Here is a 17,623-nt window from a genome sequence, read left to right as displayed (position 1 = left end):
TCAGACCTCCGTGAGGTGGAGCAGCAGGACCTGGGCCGGGTTGAGGTTGGGCATCTGGAGCCCGGATCCGGCGAGCACGGCGCCTGACACCACCGTCTCCCCCCTGCGGAACCATTCCGGGGTCACCTGCTGCATGGTGGACGGCCGTCCGGCCTCCTCCCGCCGGACCACCCGGTAGCGGCGGTCCGTCCGCAGCCCCGGCAGGCGGATCCGCCCGGGCAGGGCCCGTACGGAGGACTCCAGCCGGGCGTACCGGAACACCGCCTCGCCGCCGTCCCCCGCGACCACCCCGTCGAGCTGGTCGGCCGGGTCCGTGGGGTCCGCGTGCACCGGGTCACCGGAGTGCAGCAGCGGCCGCAGCTCCTTGTACAGCCCGATCCACGAGGTGAGGGCGGCGACCTCCGCCTCGGAGCAGCGGGTGACATCCCATTCGATCCCGGCGTGCGACATCAGGCTGGTGAGCAGCCGGGTGGACAGCGAGGTGACCCGTCCCGTGGTGTGCGACTCGGGCCCGCCCACGTGGCTGCCGACCAGTTCGGGCGGCAGCAGCAGACCGGTCCAGCGCTGCACGGCCAACCGTTCCAGGGGGTCGTTGTTGTCCGAGGCCCACACCCGGTCGGTGCGGGCGAGGACGCCGAGGTCGACGCGGCCGCCGCCGGAGGAGCACGACTCGATCTCCAGCCCGGGGTGGCGTGCGCGCAGCCGGTCGAGCAGTTCGTAGACGGCGAGGGTCTGGCCGTGCACGCCCGCGCCGCCGGTGGGCCCGTGCACCGCTTCCAGGAGGTCCCGGTTGTGGTCCCACTTGAGGTAGTCCGGCCGGTACTCGGTGACCAGCGCGTCCAGCTGTCCGAACACGTACTCCAGCGCCTCGGGCCGTCCCAGGTCCAGCACCTGCTGGTTCCGGCTGGGCGGGGGCAGGTGGTCCTCGGGAGCCAGCAGCCACTCCGGGTGGGCGCGGGCGAGGTCGGAGTCGGGGTTGACCATCTCCGGTTCCACCCACAGCCCCACCTCCATACCGAGGGCGCGGACGTGGTCGAAGAGCGGGTGCAGGCCGTCCGGCCACACCTCGGGGTCCACGGTCCAGTCCCCGAGCCCGGCGGTCTCGTCGCGGCGGCCCCGGAACCAGCCGTCGTCGAGGACGAAGCGCTCCACCCCGATCCGGGCGGCGGTGTCGGCGAGCCCGGTCAGCCGTTCCAGGTCGTGGTCGAAGTAGACCGCCTCCCAGGTGTTGAGGACCACGGGACGCGGCGAGGAGGGGTGTTCGGGCCGGGCCCGCAGCCACCGGTGGACCCGCTCGGACATGCCGTCCAGGCCCCGGTCCGACCAGGAGAGGAACACCCAGGGGGTGCTGTAGGACTCGCCCCGGGCCAACCGGACCTCGCCGGGGTGGAGGAGTTCGCCGCCCGCGATGACCGCGTCGGCCTGTCCGGCCCCCTCGGGGAGCCGCTCGGCCAGGTGGACGTGGTCTCCGCTCCAGGCGGTGTGCACACCCCAGACCTCGCCGTGCCGGAACCCGAACCCCGGGCTGCCCGCGGTGAGCAGCAGCGGTGCGTCGTGCCCGGAGCGGCCGCGCCGGGAGGCCCGCATCCGGGTGCCCATGGTGAGCGGCTGCCGTTGCGGTGAGCGTTCCCGGACCCACCGCCCGGTCAGGTCCAGGACCTCCGCCGCTTCCCGGGGCAGCGGAAGGGTCACGTGCAGCGCGTCCAGTGTCCAGGGGGCGGGGTCGAGGTTGGTGACGGTGTTGCGCGCCCGGACCAGTCCGGAGGCCTCCATCCGCACCTCGCAGCGCACCCGCAGCCCGCCTGCCTCGGCGGTCGCGGTGACCTGCCCGCCGGTCCCGGGCCCGGCCCCCTCCAAGGGGTCGGCGACCACTTCGGTCCGCCCCCACTTCGGGTAGGTCACCCGCCCGTCGTGGTGTCCGGCCAGCCCCGGGTGGCCGCGCCAGCCCTCCCCCTGGGTGGGCAGCAGTGACAGCCGTACGGGCACGTCCACCCCGTTGTTGGCCGCCGGGGGCGCGGCGGCCTCGGCCAACCCTTCGAGGTCGGACAGGTCGGCGCCCCAGTGCAGGACGTGCGGCAGACCGGAGTCGGGCACCCCCAGGACCAGCGCGGTCCCGGCGGCCCGGAGTTCGACGGTGCGGTGGTGGGTCATCCCTTGCTCGCTCCCAGGGTCGGCCCGGCGACGGAGTGGTCCCCTCAGGCGTCCCCAGCTTCGGAAGGCGACCCCTCCTCTGTCAACACCCCAGGACAGATATCAACAAATTCCATCGCCTCCTCCCCGGCCTATTGACAGCAGGAACGCCAACGAGGCACCTTAATCAAACAGAATCAAACATTAACCACCCTTGGGGGACGCGGATGCTGGCCGCGCAACGGCAGGAGCTGATCCTCGAACAGGTCCGGCGGGACGGGGGCGTGCGCGTCACCGAGCTCGTCGAGGCCTTCGCCGTGTCGGACATGACCATCCGCCGCGACCTCGACGCCCTGGAACACCGCGGCGAGGTGCACAAGGTGCACGGCGGTGCCGTCGCCCCGGTGGGGGCCCGCACCGAGGAGCCCGGGTTCGAGGCGAAGTCGACACGGCAGTCCGAGGAGAAGCACGCGATCGCCCGCGCCGTGACCGAGCTGGTCGAGCCGCACAGCGCCGTCGGACTGTCCGCCGGAACCACCACCGCCCTGGTCGCCGAGTACCTGCGCGAGACCCCCGGGCTGACCGTCATCACCAACTCCGTCCACGTGGCGGAGGTGTTCTACCGGTCCGAGCGCACCGACCAGACCGTGGCGCTCACCGGTGGCTTCCGCACCCCCTCGGACGCCCTCGTGGGCCCGATCGCCCTGGCCTCCGTGCGCGGGATCAACCTGGACACCCTGGTCCTGGGCGTGCACGGCATGCACGAACGGGCCGGGTTCACCACCCCCAACCTCATGGAGTCCGAGACGAACCGCGCCCTGGTGGAGTCGGCCGGCACCCTGGTGGTCGCCGCCGACCACACCAAGTGGGGCACGGTCGGCATCAGCACCATCGCCCCGCTGGAGCGCTGCGACGTGCTCGTCACCGATGCCGGCCTGCCCCCCGCGGCGCGCGAGACCCTCCAGGACCGCGTGGGCCGCCTCGTGGTCACCGACATCCCCCGGGAGGACGGATGAGAAAGACCGCCACACGCCTGGCCGACGGCCGCGAGATCATCTACTACGACGAGGGCGACAGCGTCCGCGAGGAGGTCCCCGACCTGCGGGACCTGCCCCCCGCGGCTCCCGGTTCGGAGCTGCGCTGGGACCCGCTCCGGCGCGAACACGTGATCCTCGCCGCCCACCGCCAGGGCCGCACCCACCTGCCGCCCAGCGACGAGTGCCCGCTGTGCCCCTCCCGCGGCGACCGGCTGACCGAGGTGCCCTCCTCCACGTACGACGTGGCGGTGTTCGAGAACCGCTTCCCCGCGCTCAGCGGCGCCGAGGGCCGCTGCGAGGTGGTCTGCTTCTCCTCCGACCACGACACCTCACTCGCCGAACTCGGCGCCGGGCGCCTGCGCACCGTCGTGGACGCCTGGGCCGACCGCACCGAGGAGCTGTCCGCCCGGCCCGAGGTGGCGCAGGTGTACGTCTTCGAGAACCGGGGCCCGGAGATCGGGGTGACCCTGCACCACCCGCACGGGCAGATCTACGCGCTCCCGTTCGTCACCCCCCGGACCGAACGCGACCTGGACTCGGCCCGTCTGCACCGGGCGGAGACCGGAGGCGACCTGTTCGCCGACATCCTGGCGGCGGAGAGCGCGGGCCCCCGCGTGGTGCTGCGCAACGAGCACTGGACCGCGTTCGTCCCCGAGGCGGCCCGCTGGCCGGTGGAGGTCCACGTGTACCCCCACCGGGCCGTGCCCGACCTGCCCGCCCTGGACGACGGCGAACGCACCGCCCTCGCGGAGCTCTACGGCGACCTCCTCCGCCGGATGGACCGCCTGTACGACACCCCGCTGCCCTACATGTCCGCCTGCCACCAGGCTCCCGTGAACGATCCCGGACTCCGCGAGCTGTCCCGGCTGCGCTTCGAACTGTTCTCCGTCCGCCGCGCCCCGGGCAAACTCAAGTACCTGGCCGGTACCGAGTCCGGCGCGGGTGTGTTCAGCAACGACGTGGCCCCCGAGACCACGGCCCAGCGACTCCGAGAGGTCTGAACCGTGAAACTCCTCGTCACCGGCGGCGCCGGTTACGTCGGCAGCGTCGTCACCGCGCACCTGTTGGAGGCCGGGCACGAGGTCACCGTGCTCGACGTGCTCTCCACCGGGCACCGCGACGCCGTCCCCCCGGGCGCGACCCTGGTGGAGGGGGACATCCGCGCCGCCGCCGACGTGCTCGACCCGTCCTTCGACGCGGTCCTGCACTTCGCCGCGAAAACCCTGGTCGGCGAGTCCGTCCAGGACCCGGGACCCTACTGGGACAACAACGTGGGCGGCACACTCGCCCTGCTGGAGGCGGCGCGGACCCACGGGGTGAACCGCTTCGTGTTCTCCTCCACCGCCGCCACCTACGGGGACCCGCCCTCGGACGCACCGCTGCGCGAGACCGACCCCGCCGTGCCCACCAACCCCTACGGCGCGAGCAAGCTCGCCGTGGACCACATGCTGTCCGGCTGGGCGCGGGCGCACGGGCTGGGCGCGGTGAGCCTGCGCTACTTCAACGTCGCCGGCGCGTACGGGGGGTGCGGCGAGCGGCACGACCCCGAGACCCACCTCGTCCCGAACCTCCTCCGGGTGGCCGCCGGCGAGGCCCCGCACGCCTCGGTCTTCGGCACCGACTACCCCACCGGTGACGGCACCGCGGTCCGCGACTACCTCCACGTGGCCGATCTCGCCGACGCCCACCTGCGGGCGCTGGAGCACGTGGAGCCCGGCACCCACCGGGTGTACAACCTGGGCAGCGGCGGCGGGTACACGGTGCGCGAGGTCCTGGCCGCCGTCCGCCGCGTCACCGGGCACCCCGTCCCGGTGGTCGAGGGGCCGCGGCGCGCGGGCGACCCCGCGGTGCTGGTGGCCGACACCGAACGGGCCCGCCGAGGGCTGGGCTGGGAGCCCGTGCGCAAGCTGGACGAGATCGTGGCGGACGCCTGGGCCTTCGCCCGTGGCCGGGAGGTCAGCGCATGAACGACACCCGTGTGGACGACGTCTCGGCCGGGTTCCGGAAGGTGTTCGGCTCGGACCCCGAGGGGGCGTGGACCGCCCCCGGGCGGATCAACCTCATCGGCGAGCACACCGACTACAACGACGGTTTCGCGCTCCCGATCGCCCTGCCCCACTCCCTGACCGTGGCCGCCGCCCGCCGTCAGGACGGGCTCGTGCGGCTGCGCTCAGGGCAGTTCCCCGACGTCTTCGAGGCGCGCCTGGCCGACCTCTCCCCCGGTTCGGTGCCCGGCTGGGCCGCCTACCAGGCGGGAGCGCTGTGGGCGCTCACCGACGAGGGGTACGGGATCGGCGGGCTGGACCTGCTGGTGGAGAGCTCCATCCCCACCGGGACCGGACTGTCCACGTCGGCCGCGGTGTGCTGCGGGACCGTCCTCGCCGCCACCGGCCTGTACGGCTCCGAGCCCGCCCCGGCCGAGGTGGCACGCCTGGCCCAGCGCGCGGAGAACGACTTCGCGGGGATGCCCTGCGGGATCATGGACCAGTCAGCGGTCATGCTGGCCGACGAGGGCCGGGCGCTGTTCCTGGACTGCCGTTCGCTGGAGACCGAGCAGGTGCCGTTCGACCCGGCCGCACACGGGATGTCCCTGCTGGTGGTGGACACCCGGGCACCGCGGCGCCTGGTGGAGGGCGCCTACGCCGAGCGGCGGCGCTCCTGCGAGGAGGCCGCCCGGATCCTGGGGGTGCCGGCGCTGCGCGACGTCTCCGTGGCGGGACTGCCCGAGGCGCTGGCCGCGCTCCCCGACGACCTCGTCCGCCGCCGCGTGCGGCACGTGGTCACCGAGAACGCGCGGGTGCTGGAGGCCGTGGCCCTGCTCCGGTCCGGGAGGCCCCGTGAGGCGGGTCCGCTGTTCACCGCCTCCCACACCTCCCTGCGTGACGACTACGAGGTGAGCGTGCCCGAGGTGGACACGGCGGTGGCGGCCGCGCTGTCCGCCGGAGCGCTGGGCGCCCGGATCACCGGGGGCGGGTTCGGCGGCTGTGTGATCGCCCTGGTGGACGCCGAGGCCGTGTCGGACTGCGAAAAGGCGGTGCGCGCGGCCTTCGCCGAGCGGGGCTTCGACGAACCGGTGGTGTTCACCGCCCTGCCGTCCGCCGGGGCCCGCCGCCTGAGCTGAACCGTGCCGTGCGGTGGCGCGCCCGGGCGGGCGCGCCACCGCTCAGCCGTTCCCGCTCCGCCACAGGACGTCCGTTCTCTCAGGGACACCGCCGACACCGGTGCGGTTCGGTGCCGTGACCGCCCGCACCGGACCTATCCGAGGTAGGTCCGCACCCGAGCGGCATCGGTCTCGTTGCCGATCTCGCGGTAGAGCCGCTCCGCCTCCACCAGGTGGTCCTTCCAGTCCTTCTCACCGGACAGCTGGGCCACCCCCGCCAGCACCTCGCGGACCCGGGCTGCCTGGGCGGTGAGCCCCCGGTCCTCGAACCCGGCCAGGGACAGCTCCAGTTCCCGCCTGGCCTCACCGGTCCGGCGTTTGGCGTTGAGGGCGCGCCCCCGCTCCAGCCGGACCCTGGCCACGTTGACCTCGTCCACGGGCCGGTCCTCCCGCGGAGCCGAGAAGGCCTCCAGGGCCGCGTCCAGCAGCTCCAGGGCGTGATCGAACCGGCCCAGGGTCACCAGGGAGCGGCCGCGCAGCAGGTCGAGCCCGGCCGTCCCCCGGGCGCGGCCCGTCGCCGCTCCGACCGCCTCCGCCCGGCCGAAGAGGACCAGTGCCTCCTCGTCGCGCCTGCCGCGCTGGGCCACGACGCCCCGGAACTGCAGTGCGGCCGCTCGGGCGCGGTCGTCGCCCCCGGACTCGGCCAGGGCGAGGGACGCGCCGAACTCCGTGTCGGCGCCTTCGAGGTCGCCGGAGTCGAGGAGGACCAGCCCCAAGAGGTTGCGCACACGCGCCTCGAGCCGGGTGTCCCCGAGGTCCCGGGCCGCGTGCAGCCCGGCCCGCAGGAGTTCCACGCGTTCATCGGGGCCGTCGCTCCCGCTCAGGCTCTTCCCGGTCACCTCGGCGAGGTGCTCGGCGAACCGGCGGCCGGTCCCCGGCCGCTCCTCTGCGGGCAGACGCCCGTCCCACGGCTCCGCCCTCTCCGCGGCGGGGGTGCCGCTGCCGGCGCCCCCACTGACCGAATCCTGCCCAGTGCTCACAGGTGACCATGGTGGTGGACTCCGTCACGAATCACCAGGCGATTGACGGATCACGCGAACGCCCCCGTTTCCGGTCCCTCCGGGAAAGGCCGGACCACCTGCGGATTCACCGGAGCCGGTTCGGGGCGCCCGTCCGGACCTGGCCACACCGGAAACGCGGTCTCCGCGGTCGCGCCCGCCCCGGCGTGCGCGACGAACACGCTCGGGTGCCGCAGGACGGGCGACCGGGGGCAGGCCCGTGTCAGCGGTGCAAGCGGGCGCCCTCTTGATGGGAGCGCTTCCATAGGCCAGGGTTGCCAGGAGGCATCACTGACACGGGAGGGTCCCATGGGGCTGCGGTTCGGACTGTTGGGCACGGGTTTCTGGGCGACGGAGACACAGGGGGCCGCACTGGCCGCGCACCCGGACGCGACGCTGGTCGGGGTGTGGGGGCGTGACCCCGCGAAGGCGGCCGAGCTGGCCGGGAAACTCGGCACCCGGCCCTACGAGGACGTGGACGCGCTCCTCGCCGACGTCGACGCCGTCGCGATCGCCCTCCCGCCGCACGTCCAGGCCGACCTGGCGCTGCGCGCGGCCCGAGCCGGGAAGCACCTGCTGCTGGACAAGCCGATCGCCCTGTCCACCGAGGCCGCCGACGCGATCGTCGCCGAGACCGAGGCGCGCGGCCTGGCCTCGGTGGTCTTCTTCACCAGCCGGTTCTCCGACGGGGTGAACGACTTCCTGCGCGAGGCGGCCGCCGACGGCGGCTGGCACGGGGTGCGGGCGACCCTGTTCGCGTCGATCTTCCAGCCGGGCAACCCGTACGGGGCCTCGCCCTGGCGGCGGGAGAAGGGCGGGCTGTGGGACGTGGGCCCGCACGTGCTCTCCGTGGTACTCCCGGTGCTGGGCCCGGTCGAGGAGGTCACGGCGGTCGCCGGGCCACGGGACAGCGTGCACGCGCTCACCCGGCACCGGGACGGGGCGGTGGGTTCGTTCTCGGTCTCCCTGGACGCGGCACCGGAGGCGGGGGCCTTCTCCGTCGACCTCTACGGCGAACACGGGTGGCGGTCGGTACCGGGCGGGGACCGGAGTGCGGTGGAGGCCTTCGGGTCGGCCGTCGACCGCTTGCTTGAGCAGGTCCGCAAGGGCCCCGGAGACCCCTGCGACGTGCGGTTCGGCCGTGAGGTCGTGGCCGTCCTGGCGGCGGCGGAGGCCTCGGTGCGCTCCGGCCGGACGGTACGCGTGGCCGAGGCCACCGGATCGGATCCGGTGGCCTCGGGTTGACGCCGTGGCTCGCGCGGCGAGCCGGTGACTCGGTGGATCAGGCCGTACGGGCGTTCTTGGAGTACATGCCGTCCGCGAGGTAGACGATCCCCGCCGCCACCAGGACCTGAACGATCAGCACGAACAGCCAGAACCCCGTGAAGAAGCTCGCGATCCAGCCGCCCACGAAGGCGGCCACGATGCCCAGGAGCAGCGTCAGCCAGATCGGCAGATGCTGCTTGCCGGGCACAACAAGACGTCCGAGCGCACCGATGATCAGGCCAACGATGATCGCGGTGATGATTCCAGTGATCTCCACGGACCCTCCTTCAAGTAGATGCCCTCCCCCCGTTCCCTCTCAACGAGTCCCAAACACGGCCCGAGGCAGAGCCTTTGCTCCTGGTTGGCCACTTCGCACACTTCGCATGCACATGCACCCGTTCCTGCACGTGCAGTACCGGGTGTCTGGATTACTTCGGACAGTGAGGGGCAGAACTCCTTCTGTCGACATCGAGAGAAGCCCCTCATGCCCCCTCCGGCAGGCGAACCACCAGGCCCGGAACACCATGCGTCCACCCGCGACGTCAGCGGCACGGTGATCCAGGTCGGGACCGTCCACGGCTCCGTGCGCCTCCACGGTGAACCGCGCACGGAACCGCGCACGCCCGTGCCCCGACAGCTGCCGGCAGCGCCGCGCCTCTTCACCAACCGCGAGCCCGAGTTCCGCCGCCTGTCCGCCCTCCGCCAGGAGGTGGCCCGCGAGGGCAGCGGCCGATCCGTCGTGCTCACCGGTACCGGAGGTGTCGGCAAGACCGCCCTGGCCACCCGTTTCCTGGAGTCGGCCAGTGCCGCCTTCCCCGACGGCGCCCTGTACGCGGACCTGCAGGGTTTCACCGAGGAGGGCCCGGCCGACATCTCCGACGTCCTGGACGCGTTCCTGCGGAGCCTGGGCGCGGACCCCGCCTCGATTCCACCCGAGTTCTCCGCCCGGGCGGCGGCCTTCCGGAGCCGCACCCACGGGAGAAGGATCGCGGTCCTGCTCGACAACGCCCTCACGGCCGCGCAGGTCCGTGCCCTCACTCCCGGCCAGGGGGAACACCTGGTCCTGGTGACCAGTCGGCTGCACCTGACCGGTCTGCGCCTGGACGGGGCCGAGTTCCTGGACGTCCGGCCGCTGGACGAGACCGAGGCCATGGAGCTCGTGGCACGCATGCTCGGCGACGACCGCACACGCGCCGATCCCTCCTCCGCCCGTCGGCTGGTCACCCTGTGCGGCCGGCTCCCGCTCGCGCTGCGCGCCGCCGTCAGCGGTCTGGCACTGCGGCCCCACCAACCCCTGAGCCGCCTGGTGTCCAGGCTGACCGATGAGGGCGACCGCCTCGCCGAGCTCAGCCACTCCCGGGAGCTGTCCGTGGACACGGTGTTCACCGCCTCCTACCGCCTGTTACCCGGACCCGCGCGCCGCCTGTACCGGCTGCTCGGGCTGCTCCCCGGCCGGGACCTGACACCGGGGGCCGCGGCGGCGCTGCTCGACAGCGCGCCCGCCGAGACCGACGACCTCCTGTCGGACCTGGTCGCGGCCAACCTCCTGGAGGAGACCTCCGAAGGCCGGTTCCGCCAACACGACCTGGTGCGTCTGCACGCCCGCTCCCTGGCCGGAACCGAGGAGGGGCGCTCCGAGTCCACCGCCGCCCTGGACCGGGCCCTGGAGTACTACCTCACCACCGCCGCGGCGGCCGACCGCACCCTGAACCCCGGCCGCTGGCACCTCGCCCCGGTCTTCGACCGCCCGCCCCGGAGAGAGTTCGGTTCGAGGTCGGAGGCGTTGGAGTGGCTGGAGTCAGAACTGGAGGTCCTGCGTGTCACCGTCCGGTTCTGCGAGTCGACGGGGAGGCACTCCCTGTGCTGGCAGCTGTGCGAGGCGCTGCGGAACGTGTTCATGATCCGCAAGCACTTCGACGCCTGGGAGGAGACCTACACGACCGGTCTGGCCTCGGCCGAGGCCCTCGGCGATCCCGCCGCCGAGGCGAACATGCTCAACGCTCTGGCGGGGCTACGGCTGAGCCTCGGGGAACCCACCGTGGCCGCCGAACTCCACCACCGGGCCCTGGCCGCGTGGAGACGAGCCGGTCATGTACTGGGACAGGCCTCGTCGCTGGAGGGCGCGGGGGTGTGCGAACTGGCCCGCGATCAGCCCGAACGGGCTCGCCTCCTCTTCGAGCAAGCGCTCGCCGTGCACACCCGGCTCGGGCGGAACCGCGGTATCGCGCTGATGCTGCGAAGACTCGGTGAGGCCAGCCGGGACCTGGACGACCACGCCGCGGCCGTCGACTACTTCGGCCGGGCCCTGGAGTTCTTCACCGAGGACGACGAACCGTACATGCGGGTCCGAACCATGGCGGGGCTGGCCGCCACCCGTCTGGCGGCGGCCGAACCCGATCACGCCCGACCGCTCCTGGACGGGATCCTGGACCTCAGCGACCGGATCGGGGCCAGGTCGGAAAGAGCCGGTGCCCTGGTCATGCTCGCCGACCTCGCCGAGTCCGAGGGACGGATCGACGAGGCCCGCGAGCGGCTCAGCGCAGCACTTCCCATCTACACACAGCTGTCCTCCCCCGAAGCCGCACGAACACGGTCGCGGCTGAACCGGCCCCCGTACACGAAATCCGGCTGAGCCCAGCGTCCCGTACGGCTTCGGCGACCGCTCCGGACCCGCCCCACTCCACCGGCCAGGAGCAGGCGAGCGCCGCGACCAGCCCGGCGGTTCCCCTGCCGAACGGTCGTATCGCCTCGGGGAGACCGCGTACCCGCACCGTCGGGTCCGCCCCGAGGTCGACGGCCACCCGGCACCCGGGCAGCAGAGCGAGGACCTCGGACGCACTGCCGCCGCTCCCCTCAGGGATCCAGACGAGGTCGGCCGCGTGCAGCCAGCGCCGAGGGGTACCCGGTGCCATGAGCACCCCCACGTGCTCGTCCACCTGCCCCGGGCGACCGTCCTCCCGCATCAGCCCCACCTCGTACCGGAGCAGGCGCTTCACCCCGGCGCTCATGCGGCGCGCCTCTCGCCCCGCAGAGAGTGCCCGGCCACGAATTCCGGGGACCGCAGCGGTTCGAAACCGGCGGGCTCCCCGGGTTCGGGCATATCCATGAGCCGGTACACGACCTCGCGCAGGAGCCGGGCCGAGCGGCCGGGGGCCGAGGTCAGCCGGGCATGGACCGCAGCAGCGAGCTCCGGGCACCAGTGCTCGACCGCCTCCCCGATCTGCCGTCCGAGCGGAGTCCCCTCCCGGTAGTGCGGGCCCACACGGTGCAGGAGCTCCGGCGTCGAGCCCGGGGCGATGTCGGTGACGCCTCCAGCCAGCAGCGGCGCGGCACCCAGAGCCGCCGCGTACGCGGTCACCGACCCGGAGTCTCCGACCACCGCATCGGCAGCCACCAGCAGACCGAGCCAGGGCGACCCGGGTGCGAGGATCCGCAGTCCCCGGCTCCGTGCCCCGTCGAGCCAGGCGAGGATCTGTCGCGGGCCGTGCGTCCACCACGTCCCGGGGTGCAGGACCAACACGGCGGCGTGCCCCGGCGGCAGTTCCTCCATCAGCCGGTCGATCAGGTCCTGGCGGCTGCCCCACACCCCGGACGGACCCCAGGAGCTGGAGACGACCACCAGACGCTGGCCCTCCCCCACACCCGCCGCCCGCCGGAACCGCTCCCGCTCGGGCAGGGCGGAGAGGGCCCGGTCGTAACAGGGGTCGCCGACCACGTGGATGATCCCCGCCGTCTCTGCGACGACGGATGTCAGAAGTTCTCTCGCGTCCTCGTGTGCGATGCCGATCGCAGCCGGGACGACCCTGCCGTAGCTGGTGAGGGCACCGGGGACGGCGCCTCCCACCGGCCGTGCGACCGGCGGCCCGTAGCCGTTCCCCCGCACCGTGCGCCGGGAGAACCCGGTGCCGTGCGGCAGGACCAGCACGGGAGCTCTGACCTGCTCCAGCAACCCGTGGTTGGCCGCCACCGCCAGGTCGTACTCGAAGCTGACCGCTTCCTCCCAGGGCAGGACGATCGCGTCCAGGCTCCGCATGAACGCGTGTCCGCTCCGCTCGAACGAGGATCCGGGCGCGAGCGTCCAGATCACCTGCACCCTCCGGTCGGCCTCCAGCAGGGGACCCACGAACTCGCTGAGCCGGTCACCGGACTGCTGGTGGTGGGCGATCGCCAGGACCGTCCTTGCCGTGTTCACCGTCCTCGGGAAGACGGGTCCGGCGTCCCCCCGTGTCCAGGATCTTCTGATCATCAGCCTGTTCCTTCCGACCTAGTTGTCCGGTCGGAACCAAGCCTGTGAGAAGGGCCCGAAGATCCCCTGGATGCCGGATTGCACAACGCTTGCAAAGCCTTGCTTCAGGCCGGTTGCCGCCTTGAGGGCAGGATGCGGAGGCGCCGACGCTCCGGTTCGACGCCTCCCCCGGGTCTCCGTACCCCCGGGTCGGCGGTGTCACCTAGCTCTGGTCCCCTTGACTTCGGTGTCGTCGGGGAGCGGGGAGGGCTCGGGCCTGAGCGGGTCGGAGGGGATCAGCGGGGTAGTCAACGGCAGCCTTCTAGTAGGAGGGGCATCGAACACAGGAGCACCTTCGCTCCAGCACACGAAGCCACGCTAACCACTCGAGCCACACCTGCGCAGGCGTTTTACGACTTTGCTGCACGTTGGCCGGTGACTGCCCAGCTAGCTGGCGATTTGCCCCTGAACGTACAGGCACCACTCGATCTTCGAGTGCACGTGGGCGAGGTAGGGCGTCGGTGCCCGTTCCAACACCTGAGCTGCCTGCCCCCAGTACGCGAGCGCCTGGTCCGGGTCCCCCTCCAGGCTGCTGAAGTCGCCGAGCCGGGAGTAGGCGAGCCCTTCGTTCACGATCGAGGCCGACCGCGCAGCGGCGTTCAGGGACCCCTCGTACATCTTGCGAGCCTCGGAACCGAGGTGCCGGGCCAGAAACACATCGCCGAGCGCTCTCAGAAGGGGAGACTCCGGCATGGAGAGCTTCCGCGCCCTGGCCTGCACGAGGCCGTCCCTGAGCACCTCCTCCGCCTCGGCCAGCCGTCCCAGCCCCAGCAGGGCCTCGCCCATGCCCGCCATGCTCCTCGTGACGCCGGAAACGTCCGCAGCCCCCCAGAAACCCCTCCGTGCGGCTCCGAAGCACTCCAGGGCTTCCCCGTACCTGTTCAGGTAGAGCTCCAGAAGCCCCCTGTTCCGATACGTGCCCGCCACTCCCAGCACGTCACCGTTCTCCTCGTAGACCTGCCTGCAGCGCTCGTTCATCGCGCGTGCCTCACGGTGGCGCCCCTCACCGAAGCGGAGCCGGAAGAGGTTCATCGCCACCGCCGTCTCCATCTGCCTGTCGCCGAGGGCCTGGTAGATCTGCTTCGACACGAGGAAGAAGCTGGAGGCGAGCTCGTGCTTGGCCGTGTCGCTGTGGCTGAGCGCCAGGTGGTTCAAGACCTTGGCCACACCCCTTTGGTCTCCCAGGAGCTGGAAGGCCTCGAGAGCTACCTTGTACCCGGAGACCGCCCGGACATGGTCTCCCCGCTCGGCATGGAGCATGGCGATCTGGTCCTGTGCGTAAGGGATGTTCTCCCGTCTCCCCGCTGCCTCCCACAACTCCGAAGCCGAGTTGAGAAGGCCCTCCGCTTCGTCCAGAGCCTTGAGGTTCAGGCGCATGAGGGCCAGTTCGTAGAGACTGTCCGCCAGACCCACCGAATCTCCCAGTTCACGCCACGCGTCAGCCGCACGTGTGAACAGCTGTTCCGCTCGGTCCCAAGGACCGTTGCTCTCCAGCAGCCCAGCCATGGCGAGGGGGAGCTCGGCCACGTACTCCGTGTACCCCAGGGACCTGGCGTGCTCGATGACCGACTCCACAGCCGGGAAGTAATCGGCGAACCACTCACGGGCCTCACGCGGGCTGTCGAAGGTCTGAACGGCCGCGCCCCGGGTGATCGGACGATCGGTACGACGCCGGCCGGGCCTCGCGGCTCGGTCAGCGTTGTCAGCGGTGGCCAGGTAGTACTCGAAGGTCCGCCGCTCCACCTCGCTCCGTTCACGGTCCGACATCACCCGGGCGGCCTGCTGGTGGGCGAACTTCCGGACGAGGTCATGCATCCGGTACCGCCCCGGGCTGACCTCCTGGAGAAGGTGCACGTCCAGCAGGTCGTCAAGGGAGGCATCCGTTTCGTCCCAGTACCCGACCGAAGCCGCCACGGCATGGTCCGGAACCACCGGTGTCGGTTGCAGGCCCACATGGAGGAAGGTCCTCTGGGTTTGTGGGCTGAGTGCCTCGTAAGAGCTGGCGAACACCGCGATCGCTTCCCAGTCCGCGCCCTTCACCGCGGCCTGCCCCTGACGTTCCAGGCGTCGTGCCAGATAGTCCAAGCTCTGTTTCGGCCGAACCCGCAACTGGGACGAGGCCACACGGAGAACGATCGGCAGCCCGCCCGTCAGTCCCACCACCCTGTGCATCCCCGGGTCCTCCGCACCCCTCCCGGAGAAGGCGGCGAACATCTGCGCGGCGTCTTCCTCGTCCAGCTCGCGCAATCCCACCTGGCGTGCCCCGGCCAGCTCGGACAAACTCCGTCGGCTCGTCACCAGAACCAGGCTCCCGGGGGTTCCGGGGACTGCCGAGACCACCTGACTCTGGTGGCTGGCGTTGTCGAGAAGAAGGAGCACCCGCCGCCCAGCGATCTGTTTTCGCCACATCGCTACGCGCGCCTCCCGTTCGGCCGGGATGCTGCCACCGGGGACGCCCAGCATCTGCAGGAGACGGAAGAGGATCTGCTCGGTTCCGGCCTCGCTCAGATCCGTCTGGAGTCGAACGTCGAACTCGTTCCGCAGGATGTGCGCCGCGTGCACGGCGAGGGTCGTCTTGCCCGCACCACCGATCCCCGTGACGACTTGCACCAGCGTCCGCCCCCGGGCCTCTCGTGCAGAGGTGAGCAATTGCCCGAGCTCCTCCTCCCTGCCCAAGAAGTCGGCGACGTCCGCCTGGAGGGTGTCGATCACCTCGGGGCCGCGACCTCTCTCCTGAACCGGATCGGGACCGGTCCGCAGTACCTCGTCCTCTCGGACCTCCTCGTTGAGGAGGCGCTGGAAGAGACTCCGCACCCGGGGGTTCGGTTCGGATCCCAATTCCCCGAGGGTGTGCTCGCGCAGTTCCGAGTAGCACCCGAGGGCCTCGGTGTGCCGTCCACTCGCCGCGAGCGCCTTCATGTGGTGGAGAGTGAGCGTCTCGTCCGGAAGGTGGTCCTCCAGGTGATCGAGGACCTCCTCGTGTTGGCCGAGCTCGATCTTGACGCCGGCCCAGTCACCGAGGATCCGGGTGCGGGTCCGGGCCATGCTCCGCCGCAGGGAATCAGCCCACAGTCCGCCGAATTCCGTGAAGGGGTCCCCTTGCCACAGGTCCAGGGCGTCTTCCAGGAGTGCCGCGGCGCGTTCGTTCTCGCCCCTGCGGATCAGCTTCCTGGCCTGGTCGGACCACCGCCGGGCCCGATGCCAGTCAACACACTCCGGATCGGTCTCCAAGAGGTAGCCCTGGCCTCGGCGAACGATGTCCGCCTGCGCGCCCGCTTCCCTGAGAGCGGTACGTATACGACTGAAGTAGGACTGGACGCTGGACTGGACAGCGTCCGGTGGATGCTGGCCCCACACGTGTTCTATGAGGATCGGCGTAGGGACGACTCGGCCAACGGACTCGGCGAGGACCGCGAGGATGAGGCGGCCCTTGGGGGAACCCGCATCGACCGATCGGTTCGCGACCAGTATCCGCGGAATCGGAGCCAGGATCTGTATATCCAACCTGTCACCACCCAACACCGAACCATAATGACATCCCGGATTACGGATTGCCAAGATCAATGATTCGGACATCTGCAACATGGCCAAAACAAACCTGCCCTGAACAGGCACTATTCCGCGAAATCCCCAGGGAAACAGCACCAGCAAAAGCCCACATCGGACCCGCTGTATACATTCCGACGCGACGGCGCTAGCATTCGCCAATAAGTGCACGGCAATTGCGCACGTACCACCGCCCATTCCCCTGCACATTCCTCCGCACGTGCACCGGCCCCGCCGGGGGAGCACCCCGGGGCCGGGCCCCGCCGCTGTCCGGGCCGGCCCCGTCCCCTCAGGCGGGCGGCCCGGTGCCCTCCGGGCCCGGGATCCGGTCGAGGCCCAGGGCGGCGAGGCGGTCGGGGTCGGCGAGGACGTCGATGGCGGCGATCCTGCCGCCCGTGACGGTGAAGGCCATGACGGACCGGGGGCGGCCTCCGGCGAGGACCACGACCCCGGCGGCGCCGTTGACCAGGACGGGGAGGACGACCAGGCCGGTTCCGCGGAAGGACGCCGCCTGGCCGGAGACGGCTCTGGCTCCGCGCAGGCTGACGGTCAGGGCCGCGCGGGCGGCACCGCCGTCACCGCGCAGGACGACGTCCGGGTCGAGGAGGGCGAGCAGTGCGTCGAACTCCCCCTCCCGGGCCGCGGCGAAGAACGCGTCGACGACGGCGCGCTGGACCGGTAGTGCGCGGTCGGGCACCGGCGCGGAGCCACGGACGCGGCCGCGGGCGCGGCTGGCGAGTTTTCGGGTGGCCTCGGTGGAGCGTTCGACCAACGGGGCGATGCCGTCGAAGGGTACGGCGAACAGGTCGTGCAGGACGAAGGCCAGGCGTTCGGCCGGGGAGAGGGAGTCGAGCACCACCATCAGGGCCAACCCCACCTCGTCGGAGATCAGCGCCTCCCGTTCCGGATCGGTGCCGCTCTCGGGGCTGACGACCGGATCGGGGACGTGCACGCCGAAGGGTTCCTCGCGTCTGTTCTCCCGGGAGCGCAGCACGTTCAGGCAGATCCGGGACAGCACCGTGGTCAGCCACCCGGAGAGGTTCCGGATCTCCTCCGTGTCGGTGCGGCCGTAGCGTATCCAGGCCTCCTGGACGGCGTCGTCGGCCTCGCTCAGGGAGCCCAGCATCCGGTAGGCCATCGCGCACAGCCTGGGACGGTGCGCCTCGAAGCCCTCGGTCGGAAAGTTTTTTTCACACATCCG

General features: G+C 71.7%; 12 protein-coding genes. 6 read left to right on the top strand and 6 right to left on the bottom strand.

Annotated elements, in window-relative coordinates:
- Complete coding sequence (locus D458_RS0118225; protein ID WP_017588190.1) at positions 1–2,151, bottom strand: alpha-galactosidase; 2,151 nt, start codon at positions 2,149–2,151, stop codon at positions 1–3.
- Between the two features lie 206 nt (positions 2,152–2,357).
- Between D458_RS0118225 and D458_RS0118220 the strand changes: the two genes are divergently transcribed.
- Genes D458_RS0118220 through galK form a run of 4 tightly spaced genes read left to right on the top strand, consistent with a single transcriptional unit; the run spans position 2,358 to position 6,288 of the window.
- On the top strand, positions 2,358–3,146 hold the full coding sequence (locus D458_RS0118220) for a DeoR/GlpR family DNA-binding transcription regulator (RefSeq protein WP_017588189.1): 789 nt from the start codon (positions 2,358–2,360) through the stop codon (positions 3,144–3,146).
- Positions 3,143–4,168, top strand: coding sequence for a galactose-1-phosphate uridylyltransferase (galT, locus tag D458_RS0118215; RefSeq protein WP_017588188.1), 1,026 nt, complete (start codon positions 3,143–3,145; stop codon positions 4,166–4,168). Before D458_RS0118220 ends, galT begins: the two co-directional genes overlap by 4 nt.
- A gap of 3 nt (positions 4,169–4,171) precedes the next feature.
- Positions 4,172–5,134: a UDP-glucose 4-epimerase GalE gene (gene galE, locus D458_RS0118210; protein ID WP_017588187.1), complete on the top strand. Its 963-nt coding sequence runs from the start codon at positions 4,172–4,174 to the stop codon at positions 5,132–5,134.
- Positions 5,131–6,288, top strand: coding sequence for a galactokinase (gene galK / locus D458_RS0118205; protein ID WP_017588186.1), 1,158 nt, complete (start codon positions 5,131–5,133; stop codon positions 6,286–6,288). Before galE ends, galK begins: the two co-directional genes overlap by 4 nt.
- 134 nt (positions 6,289–6,422) lie before the next feature.
- Here galK and D458_RS0118200 read toward each other — a convergent pair whose 3' ends face one another.
- On the bottom strand, positions 6,423–7,307 hold the full coding sequence (locus tag D458_RS0118200; protein ID WP_017588185.1) for a tetratricopeptide repeat protein: 885 nt from the start codon (positions 7,305–7,307) through the stop codon (positions 6,423–6,425).
- 327 nt (positions 7,308–7,634) lie between these two features.
- Here D458_RS0118200 and D458_RS0118195 point away from each other — a divergent pair, with 327 nt between their 5' ends.
- On the top strand, positions 7,635–8,570 hold the full coding sequence (locus tag D458_RS0118195; protein WP_017588184.1) for a Gfo/Idh/MocA family protein: 936 nt from the start codon (positions 7,635–7,637) through the stop codon (positions 8,568–8,570).
- 37 nt (positions 8,571–8,607) lie between these two features.
- Here D458_RS0118195 and D458_RS0118190 read toward each other — a convergent pair whose 3' ends face one another.
- Complete coding sequence (locus tag D458_RS0118190; RefSeq protein ID WP_017588183.1) at positions 8,608–8,868, bottom strand: GlsB/YeaQ/YmgE family stress response membrane protein; 261 nt, start codon at positions 8,866–8,868, stop codon at positions 8,608–8,610.
- Between the two features lie 207 nt (positions 8,869–9,075).
- On the opposite strand from D458_RS0118190, the gene D458_RS0118185 reads away from it, so the two are divergent.
- Positions 9,076–11,223 (top strand): tetratricopeptide repeat protein, encoded by a 2,148-nt coding sequence (locus D458_RS0118185; protein WP_063825736.1) that lies wholly within the window; start codon positions 9,076–9,078, stop codon positions 11,221–11,223.
- A gap of 372 nt (positions 11,224–11,595) precedes the next feature.
- Here the strand turns inward: D458_RS0118185 and D458_RS0118180 are convergent, their stop codons facing one another.
- From D458_RS0118180 to D458_RS0118170, 3 genes are all read right to left on the bottom strand, one after another.
- Positions 11,596–12,837 carry a hypothetical protein gene (locus tag D458_RS0118180; protein ID WP_017588181.1) on the bottom strand — a complete coding sequence of 414 codons (1,242 nt, stop codon included), beginning with the start codon at positions 12,835–12,837 and terminating at the stop codon, positions 11,596–11,598.
- A 426-nt stretch (positions 12,838–13,263) separates the two neighbouring features.
- The gene (locus D458_RS0118175; protein ID WP_160168055.1) at positions 13,264–16,584 is read right to left on the bottom strand and encodes an AfsR/SARP family transcriptional regulator; all 3,321 of its coding nucleotides are present in this window, start codon (positions 16,582–16,584) and stop codon (positions 13,264–13,266) included.
- Positions 16,585–16,711: 127 nt separating this feature from the next.
- On the bottom strand, positions 16,712–17,620 hold the full coding sequence (locus D458_RS0118170) for a sigma-70 family RNA polymerase sigma factor (RefSeq protein ID WP_026119436.1): 909 nt from the start codon (positions 17,618–17,620) through the stop codon (positions 16,712–16,714).
- Positions 17,621–17,623 lie beyond the last annotated feature (3 nt).

The organism is Nocardiopsis ganjiahuensis DSM 45031, assembly GCF_000341085.1.
Lineage (GTDB): Bacteria > Actinomycetota > Actinomycetes > Streptosporangiales > Streptosporangiaceae > Nocardiopsis > Nocardiopsis ganjiahuensis.
Note: the sequence above shows the minus strand (reverse complement) of the source record. Positions and strands in the feature narration are given on the sequence as shown.